Below are 26,314 nucleotides of genomic sequence, written 5' to 3' on the forward strand. Positions count from 1 at the left end.
TATCCGCGGCCTTTTAGCTTTAACCTGTTTGCTTTTCGCTATTACAGCAGTTCCACGATCTTGGTGAACAGTGCGTCGGCGAGGGCGTTGGTTTCAAGACCTTCGAAGACGTTGAACTGGTTGAACATGATCTTACCCTTGCCGAAGGGGTAGAGCTGCAGGTCGCAACCGGTCTTCACTTCGCCTTCCTTCAGGGAGACGGAACGTGCGAACACCTGTGCGCCGGGCAGTTCGTTCAGGGAAATGCTGGGCATAACCGCTGCGGCGTTGTGGTCCAGAACTGCGGTTTCTCCAAATACGGATGCCAGGGCGGAACCCTTGGGCAGGTAGTGGAGGCTCATTTCGTTGGCACCGGTGCTCCAGTGAGATTCAATGTTGCTGTCGAAATGGTGGCTCTGGTTCAGGAAGTCGATGTCGTCCTGGGTCATGTCAGAAAGCAGCAAGGTCTTGCCGCCGTTCTTGACCACGTCGATTAGCTTGTCCAGAATTTCATCGGGCCAGGAGCTGAGGTTTGCGGTAAAGATGATGGGTTCCTTGCCGGAGAGTGCGGCCAGTGCGTCGCTGGATTCTTCGCTTTCGTCCAGGAAGCAGACCTTCTTCATGGCGGAACGTACATCGGCCTGGTCGATAACGATCAAGTCTTCTGTAGACGTATGGATGGTGTTGCCGTTGTCCAGCAGGGTAATCTGCAGCTGGTACTTGCCCTCATTGCGGGGGGCCATCATGGTGCAGATGCCCAGCTGAGTCAAGCTGGTCTTGCCGGCCGGTTCTTCCGGTTCCATAGTCTGGCTAGAAATTTCCTTGCCCTTGGCGTCCAGCAGCTTGACTTCTACAGAAACTTCTTCGAGACGCTTGTTGTTCAGGAGGGTAATCTGGAAGCTGATTTCGCTCTGGGGGGCGACCACGTGTTCCAGTTCGCTGACAAGAGCGCGGCTGGGGGTGGTGATTTCCTTGGTGAAATCTTCGAAGCCCTTGCTTACGCGGTTTTCGTCATTGATACCGCAGAAGTCGGTGCTGCAGTCTGCCCACTGATCCAGGAAGAAACCGGAAATCTGGGGGTTGCTCTGGAAGGCGCTGACCTGGTCCAGCTTGCTCTTGAGGCCAATGCCGTTTACGTCGCTGCAGAAGTCCCTGTAAGACTTCCATACAGAAAGGTCGCTTTCCACAAAGTTTTCGATGGACTTGACGAAAGTCTTGACGGCCTTCTGGTTCTTGGTGCAACGGGGACCCTTGATGGTGGTTGCATCCTTGGGAAGAAGGGTGTGGTTCTTCAGGGTCACCAGCATCTTGTTGGAGATATCCTGTGCTACGTTTTCTTCTTCGTCCTGGAAGTGAGCGTCGCCAAGACCTGCATCCGGAACCATCAGCTCTTCGTTGTCGCGGTCGAAGCTGTGGGCCAGGTAGTGGGTGTAGGTGGCGCTGGGGCTCATGCGGGGGTTCACGCGGAGCGTTGCGTAAGCAGAAATGCGGTCTACGGTAACGGGCAGGAGCTTGCCGGTATCCTTGCGGAAGTTGCCTTCGTTATCCAGGTAGATACTGTTCAGGTTGCTGATTACCGGGCGGGTCATGTCTACGGGGCCGATGGCGTTCAGCATCTTGTTGCCGTTCTGCAGCAGGAAGGTGCCGTTTTCGGAACCCAGGACCCACACACCGATACAGGGGTGGTTGTGCTGTTCCTTGATCAGGTCGTTAATCAGTTTCTTGGCGATTTCCAGACCCTGGGGGGTGGAACGCATGGTGTGGATGGGGAATTCCTGGAAGACGATCAAGCCGATCTTGTCGCAGATGTTCAGGGCTGCCTCGGTCAGAGGTGCGCCGCAAGAACGGATGGCGTTGAAGCCTGCTTCCTTGACGGCCATCAGGTCCTTTTCCAACTTGGGGTTGTTGTCGGTCCAGAGACCGCCTTCGCTCCACTGCTGGTTGTAGCTGACGCCCTGGATCTTGAGAATCTGGTCGTTCAGGTAATAGTCGCCCTTAAGGCAGTCGAACTTGCGGAAGCCGAAGGTGCGAACGACGGGGAAGGCGTATTCGGGACGCTTGATTTCCTTGCCGTCCTTTTCCTTGGCGGCCTTGATTTCCATCTGGAATTCGATGGCGAAAACGTTGGGGTGGTCGGGGCTCCACTGGAACTTGTCTCTCTTCAGTTCCTTCACTTCGAACACGTAGCGCTGGGTGGCGTTTTCCTTGTCCAGCTTGATGTTATTGATGAAGTGTTCGTAGACTTCGCCTGCCGGATTCTTCATGAGAACGCGGAGACGGGTCTGGAAGCCACGGGGGTTGTTGAAGCTGACTTCGCAGGCGATGCGGTCCTGGTCCAGGTCCGGTTCCACGTGAACGTCAGAAATGAAGGCTGCAGTACCGAGAACCAGGCTTACATCGCCATAGATACCGCCAAAGGGGTACTGGTTCCAGGGGAGGCCGACGGGCATTTCGCTAGGATGGGCAAAACGGTCGTCTGCGCCTTCCTTGGATTCGCGGCCGAAGTCGATACGGCTGTTGGCGGCGCCCATGTTGGCAACGCGTACGCAGAGCACGTTTTCTTCGCCGATCTTCAGGGCCTTCTGGGTTTCAAATTCGAAAGGAGTGTAGGCGCCGAAGTGGGTGCCCAGCAACTTGCCGTTCAGCCAGACAGTTGCATGAGTTGCGATACGGTCGAAATGCAGGAAAATACGCTTGGTCACCTGCTTTTCATCTTCGATGGTGAAACGTTTGAAATAGTAAGCGCAGTCCTGGGACATCAAAAACTTGTCGAATGCGCGTTCCCAGACGTGGGGAACCTGGACAGTTTCAGTGTTTGCCGGATAAGTTGCGTACCAGCGGTTGGAAATACCGGTGTCTTCGGTATCCCAGAGCATCTGCCAGTCGCCATTTAGACTCATTATCTTACTCATTTGAGGGTCCTTTATAGTTATACGGGGGCAAAGTTAGGAAAATAATGGGCGGCGAACAACGATTGTTAGGCGAAGGAGGGGCTAAAAAGGGGGAATTTTCGGGATGGAACCGCAAATTTTTAAAAATATGTTCATTTTCTGTGGATAAACCCTTTAATTTTTTTGACGGCGTTGCTAAATTTGTGGTCCCAATAGCAACTTAAAAAGGATTACAAAATGTATTCTATTGTTGAAACAGGTGGTTTCCAGTATAAAGTCGAACTCGGCAAGACCTACAAGGTTCCGACCCTCGACGCAGCTGTTGGTTCCGAACTGGAGCTCAAGTCCGTTCTTCTTTTCGCAGGAAAAGAAGTGCAAATCGGCACCCCTGTCCTGAATGATGCTTCCGTCAAGGTTGAAGTTCTCGACCACGGCAAATACGATACCATTATCGTGTTCAAGAAGAAGCGTCGTACTCGTTACGAACGTCGTAACGGTCATCGTCAGGGCTATACCGAGGTGCTCGTAACGGAAATTCGCTCCGGCGCAGAATCCGCAACTGTTGAACCTCAAGTTATTACCCGCAACCGCGCTCGCGTGGCTGCCCTTGCTAAGCAGAAGGCTCAGAACAAGCCCCTCACTCGCAAGGAAAAGATCGCTCAGGGTCTCCCGAAGCCTGCTAAGGTCAAGAAGAACTCTCTGCGTAAGGCTAAGGAGGCTTAATCCATGGCACATAAGAAAGGTCAAGGTTCTGTTCGTAACGGTCGCGACTCTAACGCCAAGTATCTTGGTGTCAAGAAGTATGCTGGTGAAGTTGTCAAGGCTGGCAACATCATCGTCCGTCAGCGCGGTTCTCACTTCCACAACGGCAAGAATGTCGGCATGGGCAAGGATTTCACCTTGTTCTCCCTCATTGATGGCGTCGTGAAGTTCGAATACGTCGATGCAAAGCGTCAGAAGGTTTCCGTTTACGCTGAAGAAAACTAATTAAGACGCAAGGGAACCCCGAAGGTTTCCCTTGGAGCCTTTCCTAGAATCTTTGAGTAAACAAGCTAAAATGCTTTTGAGTAAGGTCATCCGCAAGGGTGGCCTTATTTTTTTTGCTAATTTTTCTTCTATGGTCAAGAGATTTTTGTCTTTTTCTGTTTTTGCGTTGCTGGTTGCTTGTTTGGGCTCCGTTTTTGTCGCTTGCTCCGATGATGATAGCGAGGTTGAATACCTTTTTAACAGGGAAGTTTCCGAACTGACTGTCCTTAGGGAGTGCGCCTCTTCTGCCGACAGCGGGGCTTTCTGCTATCAGGTCCGTTATCAATATCCCATCGACAAGGATGATCTTTCCAAGATTTACCTGTGGTTCGATTCTACGGTTGTGAAGGACTCCACCAGGTCTGTGGGAAGCAAGGAGCTGGACAGGGCCGATACCGTTATCGAGTATAAGAAGACCAAGGCTCTCTACGATACGGTGGATCTTACCGGAAGCGACATTCTGGAAAGTGTCAGGGAATCGAAGCGCGAAAGTCTGATGGTGGCCATCTATTGCGAGTATACCAGCGGCGGTCCCGGTTCGGTACAGCATGTGTATATTCATTTCCGGGATGATATCGCCCCTCTGTTTTCTGTGCTGGACCGTCCTGAAACGAAGTGGACTACGGGCGCGGAATTTAAGTGGACCCGACCCACAGACCAGACGGACTATTACGACCCCAACGACTTGAGCGGCGTGATTGCCGGCTACAACATTATCATCTATGCCGAAAACCAGGATGAAGATCTTTCCAAGATCAAGGTGACGGTCAAGTCTCCTGATGGCGTTGATTCTACCGGCAAGGAAATCTACAAGCGTAATGCCCATTTCTTCTCCAATGGTGATTCCCTGTGGGAAGAATCTGTGGAAGTTCGAAAGTCCAACAAGAACCGTCTTCACCTCTTGATCAAGGATGGCAAGGGGTATAATGCAGACGAACCCGATTCGAATATTTTCAGTTTGGTGATTGAAGGCCTGAAAGCCGAAAGCAAGTACAAGATTGCGTCTACCGCCTTTGATGCCAACGCCCAGTATGCGGGTAACGATTACATGTCCGAAAGTTCCTGGCATGACTTCTCGACCACCGATTCCATTGCACCCTTGATGCCTACAAAAATCTTTACTCTCAAGGATACCCTGTTCCCCAACATGGCCCGCCTTGATAGCAATAACCGCCTGCGTATTTTCTGGAGCCGTAGTGTAGACCCGCTGAAGGAAGATCATAATATCGATGTGGATTCAGTCCTGACCTTGCCCAAGGACTGCCTGATGTTGCTGTGCTACGATACCGTTGAAACCTACGAAATTGAAACCTTCAACAAGAGTGCCAACAAGTGGGAAAGGCATGAATGCCCGGATGACACCTGCCAGTACAACAAGCTTTACCAGATAGACGGTGACAGCGTGCAGATCGTGGCTGACGAAGTAAGCGCCAAGGGCGTTTCCGCATTCGTTACCGATACGATCCGCTGGGTGTCTCCCGGCGATACGTTGATCCTGCGAATCCGTGCTGTGGACCGGTCTGGCTACAGTTCCATCGCCCTTGTCGATACAGTTGTGGTCTCTCCGGGAGAACTGGCTAGCCAGGTGGAATGCCCCGAGGGCTTTATTGCGGTGAAGGCTTCCGACACTACCGGCGTCTTCTGCATGGAACGTTATGAACACCGTAACGATTCCGGCGAATTCATGGTGAACGTCCTTCATTCCGAAGCGTTGGAGGCTTGTAACTCGATTTCTGCAAGCGGGTTTACGGTGAGCCTGTGCAAGGAACGCGACTGGGAACTGGTTTGCCTTTCTGGTGGGTCGTTATCTTACGGCGTTGTGGAAGATGCTTCCGATGGAGTCGTGGATTACCTCTATTCCTATTGCAATGTGGCGACCAACGATTCCTTGTCTGCGGCATCTATTGCTACGCGCAGTTCTAGATGCGTGAATCCCATGGGCGTGTTCGACCTTCCTGGCCAGTATCAGGAATGGGTGCTGGGCCGCTCCGAAGATACCTCTGTCGTGGTTCGTGGTAGCAGCTATAAGAAGATGGGTGGCGTCGACCTGGAATCCCAGGCCCTGTGTACCAACCGCAGCTTCCCCTACTATACCCGCCCTGAATATACGACGGATTCCGTATTCCTTTATCGCGAAGGTACTCGAGTGGATACGGTGTATACGGCTGACACTTCTAGGACGCTGTACAAGATTCTGACCAAGAAGGACTTCAAGGATTCCTTGCAGTTCTTTGATGTTCAGGATTCCAACGGCAATTCCGTGGGTGTGGACTATGCTCCCTATGGCGAGTACAAGAAAGGCGGCGAGAAGTGGCTGGAGACTTTGGGTGGCAGTCTGAAGTATGTCCCTGACCATATCGAGGTGGTATTCCTGACGGGGAAGAAGACCATGTATCGCGAAGCTTCGGCTTTCTATAAGTCTCCGTCGATTGGTTTCCGTTGCTGTGCCTACCCCGAGTAAGCCGTAGGCCGGATAATTCATTGGATTTCTATGGAAAACGTTTCTGAATTTTTGAAAGTGGCCGAAGAACTTGCCCGCAAGGCGGGGGAGGTCTGTCTGGAGCTGCAGAACAATCTGGGCGACGTCAAGTACAAGTCGGCCAAGGACGTGGTGACTATTGCCGATGTCACTAGCGAAAAGCTTATTGTGGAAGGCCTCCGTGCCGCATTCCCCACCCATTCTATCCGTACCGAGGAAGCGGGTGTTATTGAAGGTTCCGATTCGCGTTACCGCTGGATTATCGACCCGGTAGACGGAACCGTGAACTTTAGCCGCGGGATCCCCCTGTGGGGTATTTCCATTGCGCTCCACTTTGAGGGTAAGCCTCTTGTGGCCTGCGTCAACCTGCCCAAGCTGGGCGAGATGTTCACCGCTATCAAGGGCCAGGGAACTTTCATGAACGGCAAGCCCGTGCATGTGAGCCGCGAAGACAATCCCACTCATGCCATCGTTAGCAACGGCGACTTCAACGTGGGCGATCCTCAGAAGATTAATGCCCAGAATTCCAAGAACTTTGCGGCGGAGGCGGTTGCCTTTGAACGTGTGAAGTGTCTCGGTTCTGCGGTTATCGAAGGTTGCTTTACCGCTTGCGGCCGCCTGGATTGCTTCGTGATGACCATGAGCTATCCCTGGGATATTGCCGCTATCGCCCTTCTTGTGGAAGAGGCCGGTGGCCGTTCTACACATATCGACGGTTCCGAAATGCAGTTCGTGGATGCGGAACAGGTTGTTTTCAGCAACGGTCTGCTTCACGAAGTACTTGTTCAGACGGTCAAGTAAAGTTAGACGGACTGAGCCCGGTTTTTTCCAAAAATTGTAATGAAGAGCCCTCGAAAGGGGGCTCTTTTTGTCTGTTTAAGGGGGTTGGGATGACGTTTTTCGTAAAACGAAGTGTAAAACTATGTTTACAAATTGGGGGTGAAAATGGAGGACTTACAAAAATGTAAGTTTTTGGAAGTATGACCCTTTAAATTTAATCAAAAAACGCAATTGTAAAATCTGCTGAAAAACTAACTTACAAAAATGTAGGAAATGAACGTTTTTTGTACAATACCACTTGTTTTTTTTCATTATTTGTTATCTTTATTTCCGTAACAGAAATACCACTCGATGGTACAAAGTTTTATCTAAACAACAACTCTCATTGGAGATAATATTATGGCAATCCAGAATGCTTACCTCAAGTCCGTCTATGAAAAGGTCGTCGCTCGCGATCCGGACCAGGCTCTCTTCCACCAGGCTGTTCGTGAATTCCTCGAATCCCTGGACCCCGTTCTCGCTCAGGACAAATCCTGGGAAACCAACGGCGTGATCGACCGCCTCGTCGAACCGGAACGCGTTATCACTTTCCGCGTACCTTGGTTGGATGACAAGGGCAACGTTCAGGTTAACCGCGGTTACCGCGTTCAGTTCAACTCCGCTATCGGTCCTTACAAGGGCGGTCTCCGTCTCCGTGGCGAAGTGACTCTCTCCATGCTGAAGTTCCTCGGCTTCGAACAGATCTTCAAGAACTCCCTGACTACTCTCCCCATGGGCGGCGGCAAGGGCGGTTCCGACTTCGAACCCAAGGGCAAGTCTGATAACGAAGTGATGCGCTTCTGCCAGTCTTTCATGACTGAACTCTGCAAGCACATCGGCGCTGACACCGACGTTCCGGCTGGTGACCAGGGTACTGGCGCTCGCGAAATCGGTTACATGTTCGGTCAGTACAAGCGTATCCGCAACGAATTCGTTGGCGTTCTCACTGGTAAGGGTCTCTCCTACGGTGGTTCTCTCGCTCGTACCGAAGCTACCGGTTACGGCCTCTGCTACTTCACCCGCGAAATGCTCAAGGACCTCGCCAACACCTCTTTCGCTGGCAAGACCGTTGTTATTTCCGGTTCCGGTAACGTTGCTATCTACGCTACCCAGAAGGCTCAGGAACTCGGTGCAAAGGTTGTTACCGTTTCTGACTCCAACGGCTACATCTACGACCCGAACGGCATCAAGGTTGAAGTTGTTCAGCAGATCAAGGAAGTCGAACGCGGCCGTATCTCCGAATACGCAAAGCGCGTTCCGGGTTCTGAATACCACGAAGGTTCTAAGGGCGTTTGGACTGTCAAGTGCGACATCGCTCTCCCGTGCGCAACTCAGAACGAAATCGACGAAGAATCCGCAAAGGCTCTTATCGCTAACGGCGTGATGGCTGTTGCTGAAGGTGCTAACATGCCTTCTACTCCGGAAGCAATCGAAGCCTTCCTCAAGGCTGGCGTTCTGTTTGGACCTGCTAAGGCTGCAAACGCTGGTGGCGTTGCTACCTCCGGTCTCGAAATGTCTCAGAACTCCGAACGTCTCTCCTGGACCTTCGCTGAAGTCGACGCTAAGCTCGATGGCATCATGACCTCCATCTACCAGGCTGCTTCTTCCGCTGCTGCAAAGTACGGCGACAAGAAGAACCTCGTTATGGGTGCAAACATCGCTGGCTTCCTCAAGGTTGCTGATGCTATGAAGTGGCAGGGCGCTTGCTAAGATGACCGCTCGCGCAAATCGCAGGTAAAGAACCTCCGATAGCGCTCGCTCTCACAAAAAGGACTGGTCGAAAAGACTAGTCCTTTTTGCTCACATCAAGACCGCTCGCGCAAATCGCCGGTAAAGAACCTCCGATAGCGCTCGCTCTCACAAAAAGGACTAGTCGAAAAGACTAGTCCTTTTTGCATTTCGGAGGTGTGTACAAGAGAAAACAACTTTTTCATCTTAGTTGATTTCCTGTATTCCGAATTGGAATAGATTATGGGTGTACATAAGAAAGAGGTTGGTATGAACATTTCAAAATATCTCGAATCCAAGATGAAGTTTTGCATGACCGGTATGGTTGCAGGTCTTCTGGCATTCGGCCTGTCAGCTTGCTCTGACGATTCTTCTTCTTCTGCATCTTCCGAAGACGATGTGGTGGTTTCTTCTGATTCCAAGGATGAAGACAAGGATGAGTCTTCTTCTAGCGTCAAGGATTCTACGGATGAGGAAGTTTCTTCTTCGAGCATCGTTTACGAAGTGAAGGCCCGCGCAAATCAGCTGGTCAAGGACATGGGCGCAGGTATTAACCTGGGCAACGTTTTCGAAGCTCCCAATACGAACTTCAAGGGGTTTGACGATTCCCAGTTCAAGAGCAACTGGAGCGAAACGATCAAGCCCAAGGATTTCAAGGCCTTGGCCGATTCCGGTTTCAAGAACATCCGTATTCCTGTAAGTTGGGAAGAACATGTGACTGGCGAAGGCGCAGAATGCGTCGTAGATGAAGATTGGATGAAGCAGGTCTTCTGGGCTGTAGACCATACGATCAAGAATGGTATGATCGCTGTAATCAACACCCACCATTGGGATGCCATGTACGAGAATCCTGACGAGGAAACTCCTTGCCTCTTGAGCGTGTACAAGCAGATGATGGCTAACGTGATCAAGTATTCTCCCGACTCCCTGGTCGTGGAAACCTTGAACGAACCTCGCGGCAAGCTGACCAACGATAAGTGGAACAGTGTCGTGGCTTCCATTATCAATGTGGTTCGCGAAGCTGATCCTGCCCGAGTTATCATGGTGGGTACCTACAACTACAATTCCTACAACTCCGCAGCCGCTCTTTCTCTGCCTGCCGGCGTTGAAAATATCATCGTGACCTTCCATTACTACGATCCGTTTAACTTCACTCACCAGGGTGCAGACTTTGTGGATCCCAAGTACGAAACGGGTACCGAATGGCGTGCCACTCCGGGTCAGAAGAGAGCTGTAAGGACAGCTTTCAGCAAGATCAAGGACTGGTCTGACAAGCATGATATTCCTGTATACCTGGGTGAATTTGGCGCCTATGAAGCCGCAGACTCTGTCTCCCGCGAAACCTGGACTTCCTACATCTCCTATCTGGCTCACTCCCTTGGCTTCGCAACTGCCTACTGGGAATTCAGCTCGGGCTTCGGCGTGTATGACGAAAACAAGGACGAATGGCGTAGTTACCTGATGCGTGCCTTGCTGCACCCCACCATGACTTTCGATGACGCTGTCTATCCGGATCTGGATACTCTGGGTTATGTGCTGCTGGACGACTTTGACGGTTTCGATGGCGATTCCATTCATGTTAGCGCTCTCGCCGCTAAGGTTGCCAAGTCCAAGGGCGACGAACTTTCCGATGCCCCCAGCTGGTATGCCTACTGCATTCCCACCAGCAATATGACCATTGAATCTGGCGATACCATTATCACCGGAATCATGGTTGCCGATACCACCAATTCCTACGAAAAGACCAACTTCGAACAGATGATCACGAAGAATGGTCACGATGGTCGCGGTCTCTATGTGAAGATCCACCTGGAAGGCGATTCCTACCCGTGGGCTGGTTTCGGTACTCAGTTCGATAGCGATAACAAAAAGCGCTTCGACTTCAAGAATCTGAAGGCAATGACCTTCTGGGCAAAGGGTACCGGTTCCTTCAAGATCAACTGGAAGACTGATTACGCCGATACCTGCTGCGCCGATACCTGGGGTGCTTTCGGTACCGAAATCGACTTGACCGATGAATGGAAACAGTATACGGTCTGGTTCGACCAGTGGGTGGCAAGCGCATGGTCTGACTTGCAGATTAGCGGTGCCGAATGGCTGGACCACAACGACGACGTTTTCAACCTTCAGTTTAGCAACGGCTCCTCTTACGGAGAAGTGGTTAACGAAGACCTGGAAATCTGGCTGGACGACATCCGCTTCTATGGCATGAGCGACAGCGATTTCGGAATAAAGAAATAGGTTCCTGGATTTCTCCCATAAAAAAGGTCCCTGAGCGATCAGGGGCCTTTGTCTTGTGGACTTATTGGCAATGCTATTGCTTTATTTCGTTAATTTGATTGGAGGTTATGTTATTATATTGGAGAATGAGGGTTTGTTATGAATTTATTTGTTGTATTTGTTCTTTTTTTGTGTTCCGTGGCTTTTGCCCATGTTGAAAAGATGCCTGACGTTCAGGATAATCGCGATGGACGTGTCTATAAGACGGTCCAGATTGGCGAACAGCGCTGGATGGCCGAGAATCTGCGTTATAATGTAAGAGGAAGCGTCTGCTACGAAAAGAAGGACTTCAATTGTGAAAAGTATGGCCGCCTTTATAACTGGGCCATGGCCATGATGCTGGTGGATTATTACAACTCCCATTCCATCCAGAAACTCGTGGGCAAGTACAAGAAGGGCAAGATCCACGACATTTGCCCCACGGGCTGGCACCTTCCTTCTAACAAGGAATGGAAAAAGCTGAAGTTCTTCGTGGCCAAGAAGGGCGTGAGCGACGGTGTGGCCTTGAGCCTCAAGTCTACCGAAAGTTGGGAAAAGGAATTGCGTATTCCTGGCGGAACCGATGAGTTTGGCTTTAATGCACTGCCCGGTGGTGAACGTGATTTTGAAGGCCGCTTTTTTGACCTGGGCCGTTCCGCTGTATTCTGGACTTCTACTGAATATGATGACGGCGGTGCGCGAAACTGGTGGATCTACTATGACTCCCGATCCATGGAAGGCAATTATGATACCAAGGAAACGGGGGCCTCTGTGCGTTGCGTAGAAGACCGCCTCTATGAAATTAAGGAACCGCCTCCTCCTGTGCCTAAGGTTGAACCCAAGGTGGTGGAAATTCAGGGACGCAAGACCCAGACCGTTCATATTGGTGATCAGGTGTGGATGGCTAACAATTTGGACGTGAAGGTTCCGGGTAGCTATTGCTATGCCAACAAGGAAGAAAATTGCCAGAAGTATGGACGTCTCTATACATGGGCCGGTGTGGTAAAGCTGGACCAGAAGTTCAATCAGTCTGTGGGTAAGGATTCTATTTCGAAGCGTAAGCCCAAGGGTATCTGCCCCAATGGCTGGCACGTCCCCACGTCTCTGGATTTTGCCCGACTGAACGCCTACCTGAAGGATATCGACGAAGCTGTTGGCGTGGGTACCAACCTCCGTTCTAGAACTGGTTGGGACGAAAGTGAAGATGCGCTGATGGGCGAAAATGGATTTGGCTTTAATGGCGAAGCCTTTGGCGTGTGCAAGTACACCAAGCCTAAGGAAACTTGCGTCAGCGTTATCAAGGCCATTTTGCCTGGCCCCACCAAGACGTCTCCGGCCGATACCGTCTACGCCGATTCCTGCGTGGTGGATCCGACCTGGGTTCCGTCGCTGGCCTTTGAGGGTAACGGTACTTTGACTGGCTTCTGGAGCGGAACCGAAGTGGATTCCTTGAGGGCGGAAGTCCGCAAGCTGAGCTTTGACGATGACGACTTCATTCTGGATACGGCCCGCAAGGATGAGGCTTACTACCTGCGTTGCATTATGGATCCGCCTGACGATGACGAACTTTACGACAGTACCGCCTTTGTGGATAAGCGCGACGAAAACAAGTACAGGACCGTTGCCGTTGGAAGTACAATCTGGATGTCCGAAAACCTGAGGTTTGCCGCTCCGGGCAGCTACTGCTACGAAGACAAGGATTCTCGCTGCCGTTCCTATGGCAGACTTTACCCCTGGTCTGTGGCCATGCGCTTGCCTGCTGACTATGTGGACAATTCCATGTCTGGCGGAATCACCCAGGAACACCAGGGTATCTGCCCCGATGGCTGGCATATTCCCACCAACGAAGAATGGATTGAACTGGGGCAGTTTGCCTTGAGCAAGCGTAAGGGTGGCGTAGGAGCCGCCTTGAAGAACAGGGAATTCTGGGCCCGTGGTGGCGCTCCGATTTCTGCTGCATCTGGTTTTAACGCCTTGCCTTCGGGTAGCCGTATGTCTGACGGCGAATACATGGAGCTTGGATCCAGCACTTACTTCTGGACCGCTGCCGGTGGCGATGGCCTCGGTGCCGTCTACTGGTACTTAGTGAACAACAGGGATGACTTTACCAGTGCCGAAGATTTCGACAATGCAGCATTCTCCCTGAGGTGCGTCAAGAACAAGCTGACAAAGGCCGCTGCCCCTGCAGCAACCGCAGCTCCCTAATTGATGTTCTAGAAAAGGCTGAGCTGTTCGCCAGAGTTGGCGGGCTCGGCTTTTTTATTGTCTGAACTTTCTGCGGCGGCTCCATCGGCATTGGAATCGTTTGCAGAAATCTGTTCCAGCAGCCAGGCCTCGTCGTGGACGGGGATTCCCAATTCATTTGCCTTGGTAAGCTTGCTGCCTGCAGCTTCGCCTGCCAATACCCAGCTGGTCTTCTTGCTTACAGATCCGCTGACCTTGCCGCCATTCTCTTCGATAAGTTTGCGGGCCTCGTCGCGGTCCATGGTGGGCAATGTTCCTGTAATGACTGCGGTCTGCCCGGCGAACAGAGTCTTGATAACTCCCTTGAATTCGGTGGGGCAGCCCAGCTCCACCAGCTCGTCGATTTCGGCGGTGTACATGGGCTTGTGGAAAAATTCATATACGGAATTGGCGATGACTAGTCCGGCATCCTGAACTTTTAGCAGTTCTTCCATGGGGGCGGTGCGGATGGCTTCTAGCGTGCGGAAATGCTTTGCGAAATTGCGGGCGCTGGTACGTCCGACGAAACGGATGCCGAGACCGTGGAGCAGATTTTCGAGGCTGCGTTCCTTGCTGGCCTGGATGGCGTCGAAGACGTTCTTGGCGCTCTTCTTGGCCATACGTTCCTGGCTTTCCAGGTCTTCTTGCGTAAGGCGGTACAGGTCGGGAATCCGTTTGATTTTCCCGGTGGCGATAAGACTTGCGATAAGACTGGGCCCCAGGTTTTCGATGTTCATGGCTTCGCGGCTAACGAAGTGTTCGAACAGACATTGTACCTGAGCCTGGCAGTGCAAGTTTTCACAGCGCAGAATCACTTCGCCTTCGATGCGGGTGAGGGGCGTGCCACATTCCGGGCAGTTGGCAGGGGCGGTTACGGGGAGGGCTCCTTCGGGGCGCAATTCCTTTTTGACGTCGGTAATCTTGGGGATGATTTCACCGCCCTTTTCTACACCGACGGTATCGCCAAAGTGGAGGTCCAGTCGAGCCACTTCGTCAAAGTTGTGGAGGGTGGCGCGCTTGACGGTTGTTCCTGCCAGACGGACTGGAGCCAGGTTGGCAACGGGGGTGACGGCACCGGTACGCCCTACCTGGAATTCTACAGAAAGCAGGGGAGTGTAGGCACGTTCCGCCTTGAACTTGTAGGCGATGGCCCAGCGGGGGCTCTTGCTGGTGGTACCCAATGCGCGCTGCTGGTTTAGATTGTTCAGCTTGACCACCATGCCGTCGATATCGAAGGGGAGGTTGTCGCGGTCGGCGCCAATCACTTCTGAAATCTTCATGATTTCGTCGGCGGTGTTGGCTGTCCAGAACTGGTTGGTGTTAAAGCCCAACTTCCTGAGCTGTTCCAGGTTTTCTTGATGGGTGGCGTTGCCGCTCTGGGGAATATGGTAGGCAAAGAAGCGCATGGGGCGGGTCTTGCATTCGCTGACGTTCTTCAGCTTCAAGGAACCGGAAACGGTGTTGCGGCAGTTCTGGAAAATCTTCTTGCCTTCAAGGATCAGCTGTTCGTTCAGGCGGTCAAAGGCCTCACGTTCCATATAGACTTCACCACGGACTTCGAATGTTCCCTGGGGAATTTCTGACGGATCCAGTTTCAACTTCTTGGCGTCAAAAAATTCAGGAATGTCGGCGATGGTCAAGGCGTTCAAGGTGACGTCATCGCCCTGGGCGCCGTCGCCGCGGGTAACGGCCTGCTTCAGGCGGCCATTTTCGTAAACCACACTAAGGCTGACGCCATCGATCTTTCGTTCACAAATCCATTTGGAGGTTCCAGCCTTGAGGTCTGAGGTTCCTGCCTTGAGGTCTGAGGCACTAGCTTCCTGCTTCTCGTCTGAATCCAGTCTCTCACCTAAATCCTCCAGCCCTCTTTCGGCGGCTTCCACGAATTCCGCCATCTCTTCGGCGCTGTACACGTTAGAGATACTGAGCATCGGCACGGCGTGGGTCACTTTGGCAAAGTCGTTGGTCAGGTCGCTGCCCACGTTGCGGGTCAGGCTGCTGTAATTTCCCAGTTCAGGATATTTCTTTTCAAGCGCTTCCATCTCCTTGAGGCCAAAGTCAAAATCCTGGTCGCTCATGGGGGAGACGCCTTCCTTGTAATAAAGGCGGCTGGCTTCTTCCAACTGAGTCTTCAGTTCAAAATATCGGCTGCGGTCAATTTCCTTCTGATCCATATAAACCCTGTTTTTAAAGTATGCGTTCCTGAACTGATTAACCCATATTTAGAATAACATTTTTACGCCGATGCCAATGAGGATGATTCCTGCAATAATCTCGGGAATCTTGGTCTTGAACTGCTTTGCGGCATGGCGGCCGATTTCGTAACCGATAACTCCCATCATAAAACTGGCCACGGCGATTGCCGAAGTGGCGAACACCATGTTGGCGTTAATAAAGGCGAATGAAATTCCCACGGCAAAGGCGTCGATGCTTGTGGCGACGGACATGAGCAAAATGTTGGCTACGCTCAGGTTCTTGGCGCTGGTCTCTGCCGCCTCGTCGCTACCACGGACTGCGCCCCAGATCATGCGTCCGCCCAGAATGCAGAGGATGGTGCAGGCGATGGGGGTGCCGATGGAGCTGAACCAACGTTCTGCAAAGTTGCCCAGGAAATACCCCAGCAAGGTCATGCCGCCCTGGAAAACTCCAAAGGAAATAGATTGAAGTAATGCCCTGGAATAGGGGATCCCTGTCTTGCTTAAACCCGTAGCGATGGAAACCGCGAAGCAATCCATGGCTTCTACAATGGCGATAACGATGATTTCGATAATACCCATAAGACAAAAAATAGAAAAATGGTATATTTCACTTTATGATGGGAGTTCGTTTTAAGTTTTTAGTCGGTGTGTTTGTGCTGGTGAGCGGCCTGTTCGCTCTTGATTTTGCCTTGCCCGAAGTAACCCCGGAACTTAAGACCAACGCCCGTGAGTTTTTCGATGACGAGTGCAAGGGCTGTCATCGTTGGGCCCGAAAGTTTGCCGCCCCTCCCATGCACGACAACGCCGCCCAATACGAGTCTAACCCCCAGGAACTGGTGCAGTACTTGATGCACCCCACGCCCAAGCACCCCGACGAATGGCCCGCCATGGACATTACGCCCCTGACCGAGCCCCAGGCCAAGATGATGACGGCCTGGCTTCTGTACCTGCTAAAGAATCCCGATGATCAGACGAGGCCCAAATGAAGTTTCTGGGCTTGGCATTTGCCATTGTCTGTGCCTTCTTGCTTGGGGATTTCCTTTGGAGCCAGAGCCCTGTGGATTCTCGGGTAGGAAACGCAAACTTTAAAGACAACGCAATTCCCTTCGATCATCAGCTTCATGGTGATTCCATCGGCATGGACTGTGCCGCCTGCCATAGCGGATCCCGTTCCGGTGGGCGGGCCCTGCTGCCTTCTAAGAGGGACTGCATGGATTGCCACCGCCTGCCTTTAACCGAAAGCGAAGGCATCGAAAAGCTGGATGAAGTTTTGGCCAAGGCTCCCGAAGAACCCTGGAAGGTGGTCCCCAAGCTGCCGGAACATGTGGTGTTCCATCACGGCGTTCATAATGCCGCCGGCGTAAAATGTGCCGATTGCCATGGGGGTGTCGCCCGCAACAACTACGGCGGCGAAAAGTTCGACATGAAGTCTTGCCTGCAGTGCCATCGGGGCGAAACATTCCAGGATCGCCAATTCAAGAAGGCGGCCACTTACTGCGCCGCATGCCATAGGTAATTTTATGAACCGTCGTGAATTCATTAAGGCATGTTCTCTGATGGCTGCGGCCGGCCTGCTGTTTGGCTGCCGCAAGATTCCCTTTGTGGGGGAGACCCCTTCGGCCCCCAGCCTAAAGCGATTCCAGGACGAAGTCAAGCTGGCCCTTTCGAAGGCCAAGGAAAGTTTGAACCTGGTGCGAGTCAATGCGCCCGGCCCCTTGAAGGTCGCCGGAGCCTCCCTCGTCAACCGCTTTGGCATGGCCATCGACCTGGATGCCTGCGACGGTTGCGGCAAATGCATTCTGGCTTGCAACCTAGAGAATAATGTGCCGCTGGTAACCGACGAAGAAGCAGCCGACGGTCGCTTTATGCATTGGATCGAACCACACGGAGCCGCCCCCTTTATGTGCGCCCACTGCGAGGACGCACCCTGCGAAAAAGTTTGCCCCACAGGAGCCGCCAACCACACACCCGACGGCGTTAGCGCCATGATGTACAAGCGTTGCGCCGGCTCCCGTTTTTGCGGAGCCAACTGCCCCATGCATGCCCGCAAGTTCAACTTTAACGATGCCCAGAAAATGGGACTGGCTCACCAGTTCAATTCACAGGTTCCCCTCCGCGAAAAAGGCGTCATGGAAAAATGCAGCCTTTGCCTCCATCGCCTTCAAGATGACCGCGCCCGCTTCAAGACCGAGGCCGCCCTTTTGCCCAATGGCGGTGAATGGCTTGGTCGCGGTGTAAAGACCGCCTGCGCCGAAGCCTGCCCCAGGGGGGCGATCGTTTTCGGAAACTGGCTAGACGAAAAGTCGCCCCTGGTTGAGGCCACCCGAAACCGTCAACTGTATGCGCCCAAGGAACTGGCTGCCTTTGGTCCGTCTGTTGTCTACATGATGGGGAAGCGCTAGTGCAGGGTTGGACTATCCAGAAAATCTTGTTCTACGTGGGCCTGGTGCTGTTCTTGCCTGGGCTTGCCGCCTTGGGCTATACCCTTTACGAAGGCCCCGCAGCGTGGGCCACCGATGGCAACACCTTCTGGGGAACGCCCATCGCGTTGTTCGTTTTCTGGATCGGCCTTGCCCATGCGGGTACGCTGATCTCTGCCATCTTCTTGGCGCTGGGCGTGCGCATGGACCGCCGCACCGCAGTGATTGCGGAGCTTTCGACACTCTGCAGCCTGGTGATTGCGGCGCTGTTCCCCCTGATGCACCTGGGCGTTATGGAAAACTTTTATATGGTGGCCCCCTTTGCCGATGCCCGCGGAAACTTTGCCAACCTGCGTTCGCCCCTGGTCTGGGATTTCTGCTGCATCGCCGTTTACGGCACCCTGTCGCTGGTCTTCTTCTTTACCCATTTAAAAAGCAACGTGGTTCCCGCCCTGGCGAAACTCCGCCGCCCTCTGGCCTGGTTGCTGTTCCCCCTGGTGCTGTGGGTGCATACCATCGTAAGCCTAGACTTTGCCACCACCTTCGTTCCCCAGTGGCAGGGGGCGTTCTTCCCCATGTACTTTATTGCGGGTGCCATCTACTCGGGGCTGGCTCTTGTGAATGCGCTGCTCTGGGCCGAAGGCTATCGCGTGCGTCTGCTGGAACGCCTGATGCTCTGCTGTTCCTGGACCTTGATCGTCATCTGGTTCTGGGATTTCTTGCAGAAGGGTGAAATCTGCCTGCCCGCTGTAATCCTTGCCGGCGTGATTCCCCAGCTGCTTTGGGTGGAAGCCATTCGCGATAACAGGACCTTGCGAGCCCTGGTGAACTTCTGCATTCTCTTTGGACTGTTTGCGGAACGCCTCTACCTGGTGATCCCCTCCATGAACACCCGGGATGGAATTCTGCACTGGGCCGATTACGGCCTCATGTCGTTCTCTGTGGGGCTGTTCATCTTGATGTTCTTCCGCCTGCGTAAAAAGCTGGACTCCTACATTGCTGTAGACAGCGCCTACTTTGGCGAAGTGGACGGCAGCGAGCTGGCCCAGAACGAAACGCCCGAAATCGAAGAAGACAACAGCTACAAAGTCCCCTGGACAACCGTGGAATTCAAGATGCTCCGGATGCCGCTGCTGGTGGGCATCCTGTCGGCGGTCCTGTTCTGCGTCTGGAGCTTTGACCAGGAAGTCTTCATAAGCGCCGGGGCAGGCTTTGTAAACGTGATCCCTGTGCTGTACCCCATCGTGGCCCTGGTGACCACCTTTGTGCTCTGCCTTAAGTTTGTACGTGAAAACCGGGTTTTCCCGAATTTTGGGGTTCGCGGGAAGGTACTGCTAACCTTGATGATCATGATTGTGGCGCTCCTAGGGGGAATGCTTTATGGAGGCGGCTCCTCTACGGCGGCAAGCGTTTCTGACGACAAACCCTTAAGCGTTTCTGCCGACAGCCACAACCCTGTGCTGCTGTGGAATTCCCGCTGCGCCACATGCCACGGCGCCGATGGAAATTTCAACCAGAAGTTTGTTCGTGAATATTACCCCGTGCCTCAAAAGCTGGACCTGGCCCGCATCGATTCCCTGGGCCTGGATTCCCTGACCGCGGTTATCATGAACGGGCGCAACAACATGAACGCCTTTGGAAATCGTATGACCCAGGCTGACGCCCACGCCCTGGCCGCCTACATGAAACAGCTGGCGGAACAAAAATCCGCGGAACAAAAATCCGCGGAACAAAAGGCCGCCGTTGAACCCTCGGACAAGGAGGCTCCATGACAACCTTGCCCAATGCCTTGGCTTGCGTCTTTATTCTGGGCTGCGCCACTTTCCTCTGGCGCAAGAATTCCGGATTCTACAAGAACGGCCTGCTGCTGGCCTTCGCCCTCTTGCTGTTCTGCCTGTTCTCCTTCTTCGCCTTTGACGGAAGCCTGGGCCCGGCCGGAGAAATGTACCCCTTCCGCATGATGGGCCTGTGCCTCTGCTTTTCTACAACGTCGCTGCCCAAGTACCGCCGCCGCTATCTGGTGCTGGCTCAAGGGCTGTGGTGCTGGATCGAACTGTTCGGTGGAATCTCGCTGTACTACCGCGGGATGGATGTGGCCTGGACCCGTATTATGGCGCTTGTTGGGATGACCTTCTGCAGCACCCTGCTCTCTAGAATCTCTAGAGAAATGGAATTCTGCCTGATGGTCTTCTGGATCGCTATCTGGATTTTCTTTTAGCTGAAATATCCCTTAAATGCTTTTCGGTCAGCTTGCTCAGGGCTGTGGCCTTGTCTCGCTTGATCTTCAGTTCGCGGGTCTTGAAAAAGTCCAGAACCGTGGTGGGGTGGCATGCGGTAAACTTCATCAAGTTGCTTACGGGGAGCGTCGTGTAAAGCATGTTCCACAGCGGATGAACGCTGGACTCTGCCTTTAAGAATTCCCCGTCTATAACCTTGAATAAATCGTTAGATGTACCTGTTGCTTCTCCCAAATCATTTTCGTTGGCGTGGGCCACCAGATAGGGGACGCTGAACATCTTGCCTCCGGCATGGGCCATGCGCAAACTATAATCCATGAGCCTGAATTCCTTGGGCAATGTCAAGTCGAAAAGTCCGGTACGCTGGATAATGCGCCTAGAGAAAACGCCGATCAGGGGGATGGGGGCCGCCACGTAGCGCAGTTCCTCTTCTTCGCCGATGGGGCTGAACCCGCGGCTGCCATCTACGGCCAGTCCGCCAAAGAAATGGTCACGGGCCTTTACGCGGGGGGCGAAGGCGTCTACCATGGGGAAGCTGTCGGTCTCGATGGCCAACTCGTTCAAGAAGTCTCGGTCGATCTTGATGGAAGGGTGGGCGAATACGATCCACTCGGCTTCCAGCTTTTCTAGGTCGCCGTTCCAGCGGTCGGTATGGAACCAGCCCAGGGCCGGGTCTGTAAAAGGGGGAGCCCAACGGTCGAAATCTTCGCCAGGTTCATCAAAGACAAAAACGTCGAACTGTCGCATGGGTCAACTGCCGAAAAATGCGGGGCTAGAAATTCACGCGGAGGCCAAGGCGGTGTTCGATGCCAAGGCTCTCGGCTAGGTAAGAGAAGCTGTAGTCCAGGGAGAACAGGTTGGCATTGTAGCCCAGACCTGCGCTAACCATGTGGGCATTCTGAGTTTCGTCGGGGCGGCTCTCGGATGCCATCAGTTCCTTGGCGTCGCGGATCAGGTCTAGCCAGGCGCGTTCAAAACCCACTCGGACTGCGAAACTCTGGCCCAGGGCGTATTCGCCACCCAGACTCAGGAACGCCTCTTGATAGCGGGGAAAGTCGCTGTCGGCAAAAACCGTAAGGCGGGGGAGTGACTTGGGCCTAAAGTAGGTGGACACGGCAAAAGTCTGGGACATGGGGTAGTATTCGTTCTCGCCGTCATCGACATAGTCGCGGAGCAGGGAGCCGAAGTCCCTGGCCATAACGGCAAACCCCCAGCGCTTGGAGTCGGATTGCCAGGTAACACCCCAGTCGAATGCCGCACCGACAGCCATACGGTCGCCAGCCTCTTCGGCCAGCTTGTCGGTGGCCACCTTCGCCGTTGCGCCGAAGCTAAAATGCTTGAGGGGGAACGAAATAGAGGCGGTAATCAACTGGCTAAAAGGCTTGTATTCTATATGGGTGGCTTCGCCCAGTTCGTCGTAACCGTCGATGGTGCCGTAATCCAGCCAGTTGTAGGAAACCTGGAAAATATACTTGTCGTAATGCCCTGTATAATAAAGGCTACCCTGATTTTCGGCCAGGTCGCCTGTTTGCCAATGGGCGGCCACAACGTGGTTCTTGCCCTCTGGGAGCCTGACCGAAGCCGGGTTGATCTGTACGATAGAAGGGTCGGTAGAGGGCAGGGCGCCCGCCGACTTTTCGAGAGCCGCATTGCGGGGGCTGTCGAAGGTGTTTATGAAGGAGAAGACCTCTTGACCCGCGTCGCCCTGGGTAAAATAGGCGAAGCTACTAGACGGAATTGCAACGGCCAATGCCAGTACGGGTAAAGAGAATCTGGAAGTCATGGTCTAAATTTATAAATAAATTCCAAGGTCTGTCTTTACAAAACGGGAAACCTTTAATATATTTGGTCTCACTCGGGCTACTAGCTCAGTTGGTAGAGCAACGCCCTTTTAAGGCGTGGGTCGAAGGTTCGAGCCCTTCGTAGCTCAGGAAAGGCCGGTTTCGAGTAATCGGAATCGGTCTTTTCTTTTAGATAATCGGGGTGTAGCTCAGCCTGGTAGAGCGTCTGCTTTGGGAGCAGAATGTCGTCAGTTCGAATCTGGCTACCCCGATACAAGAAAGGCACCCCCTAGGGGTGCCTTTCTTGTATTTGTGCAGTCAGTAAGAGACAGACGAATCAGTTCGATTGAAATTGTCGAGAGCGAAGCGAACATTTTGGCCATCTGGCTACTCCGATACAAATGGACCCCTTTATGGGGTCCTTTTTTATGCTAGATTTGGCGCACTATGACAAAGTTCGAAAAGAAAGTCTGGCTCTCTAGCCCCACCATGCATGGTGACGAAATTAAGTACGTTCAGGAAGCTTACGAAACCAACTGGATGAGTACCGTTGGCGCAAACATTAACGAGGTGGAACGCCTTGTAGCCGAAAAGGTTGGCTGCAAGTATGCCGTTGCCCTGAGTGCCGGTACCGCCGCCCTTCACCTTTGTGCAAAGCTGGCCGGCGAAGCCCTTTACGGAATGCCCAAGGTGGGCGAGGGCTCCCTGAAAGGTCGCAAGGTTTTCTGCAGCGACATGACTTTCGACGCTACCGTGAACCCCATCGCCTACGAAAATGGCGAAGCCGTGTTTATCGATACCGAACGGGATACCTGGAACATGGATCCGGTGGCCCTGGAAAAGGCCTTTGAAATTTATCCCGAAGTCCGCCTGGTTGTCTTGGTTCACCTGTACGGAACCCCGGCCAAGGTAGATGAAATCCGCGCCATCTGCGCAAAACACGGTGCGCTGATGATCGAAGATGCTGCCGAAAGTTTTGGGGCCAGCTATAAGGGAACGCAAACCGGTAATTTTGGTGACTTTAACGCCATCAGTTTTAACGGAAACAAGATCATTACCGGAAGTGCTGGCGGTATGTTCCTGACCAACAGCAAGGAAGACGCTGACAAGGTCCGCAAGTGGAGTACCCAGAGCCGCGAAGCTGCCAGCTGGTATCAGCACGAAGAAGTGGGCTTCAACTATCGCATGAGCAATGTGATTGCCGGTGTTGTCCGTGGACAGATGCCTTACCTTGAAGAACACATCGCCCAGAAAAAGGCCATATACATGCGCTACAAGGAAGGTTTCAAGGGATTGCCCGTTCAGATGAACCCCTACGAATCCTGTAGCGAACCCAACTTCTGGCTCAGCTGCATGATTATCGATAAGGAAGCCATGTGCAAGCAGGTCCGCGGTGAAACCGACGCCCTGTATGTTCATGAAGCGGGCAAGAGTTGCCCCACCGAAATCCTTGAAAAGATTGCCGCCATGAATGCAGAAGGCCGCCCCATCTGGAAACCCATGCACATGCAGCCCATCTACCGCAGCCATGCCTTCATTACCGCCCAGGGTAATGGCCGTGCCCGCACCAACGCCTACATCGCAGGCTCCTGCGAAGACGTGGATGCCGACATCTTTGAACGTGGCCTGTGCCTGCCCAGCGACAACAAGATGACCCCTGAACAGCAGGATGCCATCATCGCAACTATCAGGGATTGCTTTGATGTACGCTAACTGTTTCAAACGTCTAATCGACTTCTTCTGTGCGCTCATGGCAATCATTTGCCTGAGCCCGGTGCTTGTTGCTCTTACGATCCTCGGTGCGATCAAGATGGGGGGCAATCCCTTCTTTACCCAGCCCCGCCCGGGTAAGGACGAACGCATCTTTAAGCTGGTCAAGTTCCGCACCATGACCAATGCCAAGGACAAGGATGGAAAACTGCTCCCCGATGACGTTCGCCTGACCAAGTACGGCAAGTTCTTGCGCAGTACCAGCCTCGATGAATTGCCGGAACTCTTCAACATTCTCAAGGGTGACATGGCTGTAATCGGCCCCAGGCCCCAGCTGGTTCGCGACATGGTCTTTATGACTCCGGAACAGCGCAAACGCCACACCGTGCGCCAGGGCCTTAGCGGCCTGGCCCAGATTAGCGGCCGCAATGCCATTACCTGGGAAGCTAAAATCGATTACGACCTTGAATACATCAAGAAAATCACCTTTATGGGGGATGTCAAGATTATCGTGACCACTCTCAACAAGGCCTTCATCAAGCGCAGCGACATTACCGAAGAAAACTGCGATACCGCCACCGACCTGGGCGATTACCTGCTGGCAAGTGGCCGCCTGACTCAAGCCCAATACGACGAAGGCCAGGCCCTAGCCAAAAAACTCATCGCCGAGATGTAGTAAACTAAAAATGCCCGGCCATCTTCGTGATGCGCCGGGCGAACTTTATAACTAATGAGAAAGTGCGAGGACAAACCAATCCAGCGGTATCAAAAACGCCGCTCCTGCAAAATACAGATTAGCGCTAGAATCATCATTAGATTTTTTATTCAAACCCACATCCAAAAGCAAAACCGTACCCAAAGTCATTGCGATACCAACATAATTCATTATCTTGGAAGTTCTTATCGATTTCTGGTTTGTTTCATTCCCCACCATTACATCGCCACCAAGCGTGTAGCTATCTATAGACATCTGATAATACCGATTAGATTCATACAGCAGCAACCAATCTAGAGGGATAGACGCGATAATCGCGTTTCCGGTTTTCGTCACCCATTCAGGAGTCGATTCCCTATCTGTATCAATCCAAAGAGGTGCAGTCAAGGCAACAGAAAGCAAAAAAGCAAGCCCGCCAATAGCTAAAGTCGCGGCAGAATACCCCATTATTTTGGATTTAGTCAAATACCCGCTGGAATATTCATTTTGCTCTAAAATATTATTTATTTCTTTTGTCGTCGAGACCGTATCGCCGTCTAGCGTATATCTCCAGCCAAAACCTAAAAGCACCCACGCATTCGGGCTAAAATAATCAATGCGGTGCGATGGTTCGTCCTGTATTGTTTCTTCTGCCAGTTCTTCTTGTTCACCAGGCAACACCTGCGCAAACAACGCGCAGGGAATCAGAAACGTTAAGATAATCGTTCTAAGTAGGTTATTTATACACATTCACTAGAAAATATTGTACAGAACAGAAAGACCAATACCACCGATAAACTGGACTTGTTGATTTTTTAATAGAGGGTTTCTCATAAACCATATTCATTAGTTGAAGATATAAATATACATTTTTTTTCGTATCGACAGTTACATCTTAAGCACAAAGTTTCTGCAAGCGATATGCAACCGACGGGCAGCCCGGCGCGCTCATAGAAGGCTCTATGCCAAAGTCATTAAGCAAATTACGATACCCGCGACTGCTGTACTGCGTGCCGCGATTAACTACAGCCGGATAGATCCAGCCAAGGTTCGTGCGGATATACGTGATATCGCCACACCAGTACTGGTTCAGGCCGAACGGTGCGAAATTACGTTGTAGCAAGTTCTGCGCATACATCCCGTCGCTCTTGCCCGGTCTCGCGCATGATACGGCGTAGTTTGTACTCGTTGATATCTACGGAACGGTCGTTAAGTTCCCTCAGGAACTTTGTGCAGCCGTAGATGCAGAAGTACTCCTCAAATACGCTGCGGACAGTTTGCACGAGGTCTGCTTCACGCTGCCGCCGTTCTTCCTCGTAAGTCGGGAGGTTGTTCTGTTTCCTGTATTCATAAATGGCATAATTTTAACTTCCACGGTGAAAAATAACCTGGATCTTAAATCGCAGTCAATGGCCGCAAATTAGGCTTTTTTTTATGATTTTTACGCTTGTAGCTGAACAAATGAGTAAAATTTGAGGCGTTTGCTGTACAAATTGGTAGCTAAAAAGTGGGGAAGGGCACCGGATTGCATCCGAAGGGGTATCCCCAAAAGCGGAAAGTGCGTAGGATTGCGTCCCAAGGCAAATTCATCGCACGGGATAGTGCGTGGGATTGAATCCGAAGGCGAATTCATCGCACGGGATGGTGCGAAGGATTGCATCCCAAGGGGTATCCCTTGCGCGGGATGGTGCGTAGGATTGCATCCCAAGGGGTATCCCTTGCGCGGGATAGTGCATTGGATTGAATCCTATGGCAAATCACACTTTTGGGCTGCCAAATTATGTAGACGGAGGGGTATAACCCCTAAAAAATGGTTTAAAGCAGGACAACAAGTGCTAACTATATAATAAAAGCTGATGGTTCAAAAACC

At 52.4% G+C, this 26,314-nt stretch carries 21 protein-coding genes and 2 tRNA genes; 16 read left to right on the forward strand and 7 right to left on the reverse strand.

From position 1 onward, the window contains the following. Positions 1–41: 41 nt before the first annotated feature. Positions 42–2,891 (reverse strand): glycoside hydrolase family 2 protein, encoded by a 2,850-nt coding sequence (locus B7992_RS06160; protein ID WP_073161415.1) that lies wholly within the window; start codon positions 2,889–2,891, stop codon positions 42–44. Between the two features lie 216 nt (positions 2,892–3,107). Between B7992_RS06160 and rplU the strand changes: the two genes are divergently transcribed. The 7 genes from rplU (at position 3,108) to B7992_RS06195 (ending at position 13,386) form a co-directional block, all read left to right on the forward strand. After that, positions 3,108–3,593, forward strand: a complete 486-nt coding sequence (gene rplU, locus B7992_RS06165) for a 50S ribosomal protein L21 (protein WP_073161416.1) — start codon at positions 3,108–3,110, stop codon at positions 3,591–3,593. Between the two features lie 3 nt (positions 3,594–3,596). Then, complete coding sequence (gene rpmA, locus B7992_RS06170; RefSeq protein WP_073161417.1) at positions 3,597–3,857, forward strand: 50S ribosomal protein L27; 261 nt, start codon at positions 3,597–3,599, stop codon at positions 3,855–3,857. A 70-nt stretch (positions 3,858–3,927) separates the two neighbouring features. Next, a complete protein-coding gene (locus tag B7992_RS06175) occupies positions 3,928–6,357 on the forward strand; it encodes a hypothetical protein (RefSeq protein WP_254917635.1) in 2,430 nt (809 codons plus the stop codon). Between the two features lie 30 nt (positions 6,358–6,387). After that, positions 6,388–7,176 carry an inositol monophosphatase family protein gene (locus B7992_RS06180; RefSeq protein ID WP_088665804.1) on the forward strand — a complete coding sequence of 263 codons (789 nt, stop codon included), beginning with the start codon at positions 6,388–6,390 and terminating at the stop codon, positions 7,174–7,176. Positions 7,177–7,554: 378 nt separating this feature from the next. Next, the gene (gdhA, locus tag B7992_RS06185; protein ID WP_073161419.1) at positions 7,555–8,904 is read left to right on the forward strand and encodes an NADP-specific glutamate dehydrogenase; all 1,350 of its coding nucleotides are present in this window, start codon (positions 7,555–7,557) and stop codon (positions 8,902–8,904) included. A gap of 288 nt (positions 8,905–9,192) precedes the next feature. Next, the gene (locus B7992_RS06190) at positions 9,193–11,163 is read left to right on the forward strand and encodes a glycoside hydrolase family 5 protein (protein WP_176421864.1); all 1,971 of its coding nucleotides are present in this window, start codon (positions 9,193–9,195) and stop codon (positions 11,161–11,163) included. Between the two features lie 138 nt (positions 11,164–11,301). Continuing rightward, entirely contained in the window at positions 11,302–13,386 is a 2,085-nt protein-coding gene (locus B7992_RS06195) for an FISUMP domain-containing protein (protein WP_088665806.1), read from the forward strand. Positions 13,387–13,394: 8 nt separating this feature from the next. Here the strand turns inward: B7992_RS06195 and ligA are convergent, their stop codons facing one another. Both ligA and B7992_RS06205 read right to left on the reverse strand, forming a co-directional pair. Then, complete coding sequence (gene ligA, locus B7992_RS06200) at positions 13,395–15,578, reverse strand: NAD-dependent DNA ligase LigA (protein ID WP_088665807.1); 2,184 nt, start codon at positions 15,576–15,578, stop codon at positions 13,395–13,397. A gap of 48 nt (positions 15,579–15,626) precedes the next feature. After that, positions 15,627–16,181, reverse strand: coding sequence for a manganese efflux pump (locus tag B7992_RS06205; protein ID WP_088665808.1), 555 nt, complete (start codon positions 16,179–16,181; stop codon positions 15,627–15,629). A 35-nt stretch (positions 16,182–16,216) separates the two neighbouring features. Between B7992_RS06205 and B7992_RS06210 the strand changes: the two genes are divergently transcribed. The 5 genes from B7992_RS06210 to B7992_RS06230 are packed head-to-tail and all read left to right on the forward strand — an operon-like array spanning position 16,217 to position 20,240. After that, the gene (locus tag B7992_RS06210) at positions 16,217–16,588 is read left to right on the forward strand and encodes a hypothetical protein (protein ID WP_073237955.1); all 372 of its coding nucleotides are present in this window, start codon (positions 16,217–16,219) and stop codon (positions 16,586–16,588) included. Beyond that, positions 16,585–17,118, forward strand: coding sequence for a cytochrome c3 family protein (locus tag B7992_RS06215; RefSeq protein WP_073161425.1), 534 nt, complete (start codon positions 16,585–16,587; stop codon positions 17,116–17,118). Before B7992_RS06210 ends, B7992_RS06215 begins: the two co-directional genes overlap by 4 nt. Positions 17,119–17,122: 4 nt before the next feature. Beyond that, the gene (locus tag B7992_RS06220) at positions 17,123–18,004 is read left to right on the forward strand and encodes a 4Fe-4S dicluster domain-containing protein (protein WP_088665809.1); all 882 of its coding nucleotides are present in this window, start codon (positions 17,123–17,125) and stop codon (positions 18,002–18,004) included. After that, a complete protein-coding gene (locus B7992_RS06225; protein WP_088665810.1) occupies positions 18,004–19,794 on the forward strand; it encodes a c-type cytochrome in 1,791 nt (596 codons plus the stop codon). Before B7992_RS06220 ends, B7992_RS06225 begins: the two co-directional genes overlap by 1 nt. Continuing rightward, positions 19,791–20,240: a hypothetical protein gene (locus tag B7992_RS06230; RefSeq protein ID WP_073287193.1), complete on the forward strand. Its 450-nt coding sequence runs from the start codon at positions 19,791–19,793 to the stop codon at positions 20,238–20,240. The genes B7992_RS06225 and B7992_RS06230 overlap by 4 nt, the downstream gene beginning before the upstream one ends. On the opposite strand, the gene B7992_RS06235 is transcribed toward B7992_RS06230, so the two are convergent. Next, positions 20,221–21,006 carry a hypothetical protein gene (locus B7992_RS06235; protein WP_088665811.1) on the reverse strand — a complete coding sequence of 262 codons (786 nt, stop codon included), beginning with the start codon at positions 21,004–21,006 and terminating at the stop codon, positions 20,221–20,223. The two genes, B7992_RS06230 and B7992_RS06235, sit on opposite strands and share 20 nt — an antisense overlap. A 25-nt stretch (positions 21,007–21,031) precedes the next feature. Further along, positions 21,032–22,042, reverse strand: a complete 1,011-nt coding sequence (locus tag B7992_RS06240) for a PorV/PorQ family protein (protein WP_073161429.1) — start codon at positions 22,040–22,042, stop codon at positions 21,032–21,034. A gap of 74 nt (positions 22,043–22,116) precedes the next feature. On the opposite strand from B7992_RS06240, the gene B7992_RS06245 reads away from it, so the two are divergent. From B7992_RS06245 to B7992_RS06260, 4 genes are all read left to right on the forward strand, one after another. Next, positions 22,117–22,189, forward strand: a tRNA-Lys gene (locus B7992_RS06245). A 49-nt stretch (positions 22,190–22,238) separates the two neighbouring features. Beyond that, a tRNA-Pro gene (locus B7992_RS06250) sits at positions 22,239–22,312 on the forward strand. A gap of 175 nt (positions 22,313–22,487) precedes the next feature. Then, positions 22,488–23,753, forward strand: coding sequence for a DegT/DnrJ/EryC1/StrS aminotransferase family protein (locus B7992_RS06255; protein WP_088665812.1), 1,266 nt, complete (start codon positions 22,488–22,490; stop codon positions 23,751–23,753). Then, positions 23,743–24,426 carry a sugar transferase gene (locus B7992_RS06260; protein ID WP_141100388.1) on the forward strand — a complete coding sequence of 228 codons (684 nt, stop codon included), beginning with the start codon at positions 23,743–23,745 and terminating at the stop codon, positions 24,424–24,426. The genes B7992_RS06255 and B7992_RS06260 overlap by 11 nt, the downstream gene beginning before the upstream one ends. A gap of 51 nt (positions 24,427–24,477) precedes the next feature. Here B7992_RS06260 and B7992_RS06265 read toward each other — a convergent pair whose 3' ends face one another. Then, positions 24,478–25,122 carry a hypothetical protein gene (locus B7992_RS06265; protein WP_176421865.1) on the reverse strand — a complete coding sequence of 215 codons (645 nt, stop codon included), beginning with the start codon at positions 25,120–25,122 and terminating at the stop codon, positions 24,478–24,480. Positions 25,123–25,553: 431 nt separating this feature from the next. Beyond that, positions 25,554–25,799 (reverse strand): IS3 family transposase, encoded by a 246-nt coding sequence (locus B7992_RS16310; protein ID WP_141100389.1) that lies wholly within the window; start codon positions 25,797–25,799, stop codon positions 25,554–25,556. Positions 25,800–26,314 lie beyond the last annotated feature (515 nt).

Source organism: Fibrobacter sp. UWH1 (assembly GCF_002210365.1).
Lineage (GTDB): Bacteria > Fibrobacterota > Fibrobacteria > Fibrobacterales > Fibrobacteraceae > Fibrobacter.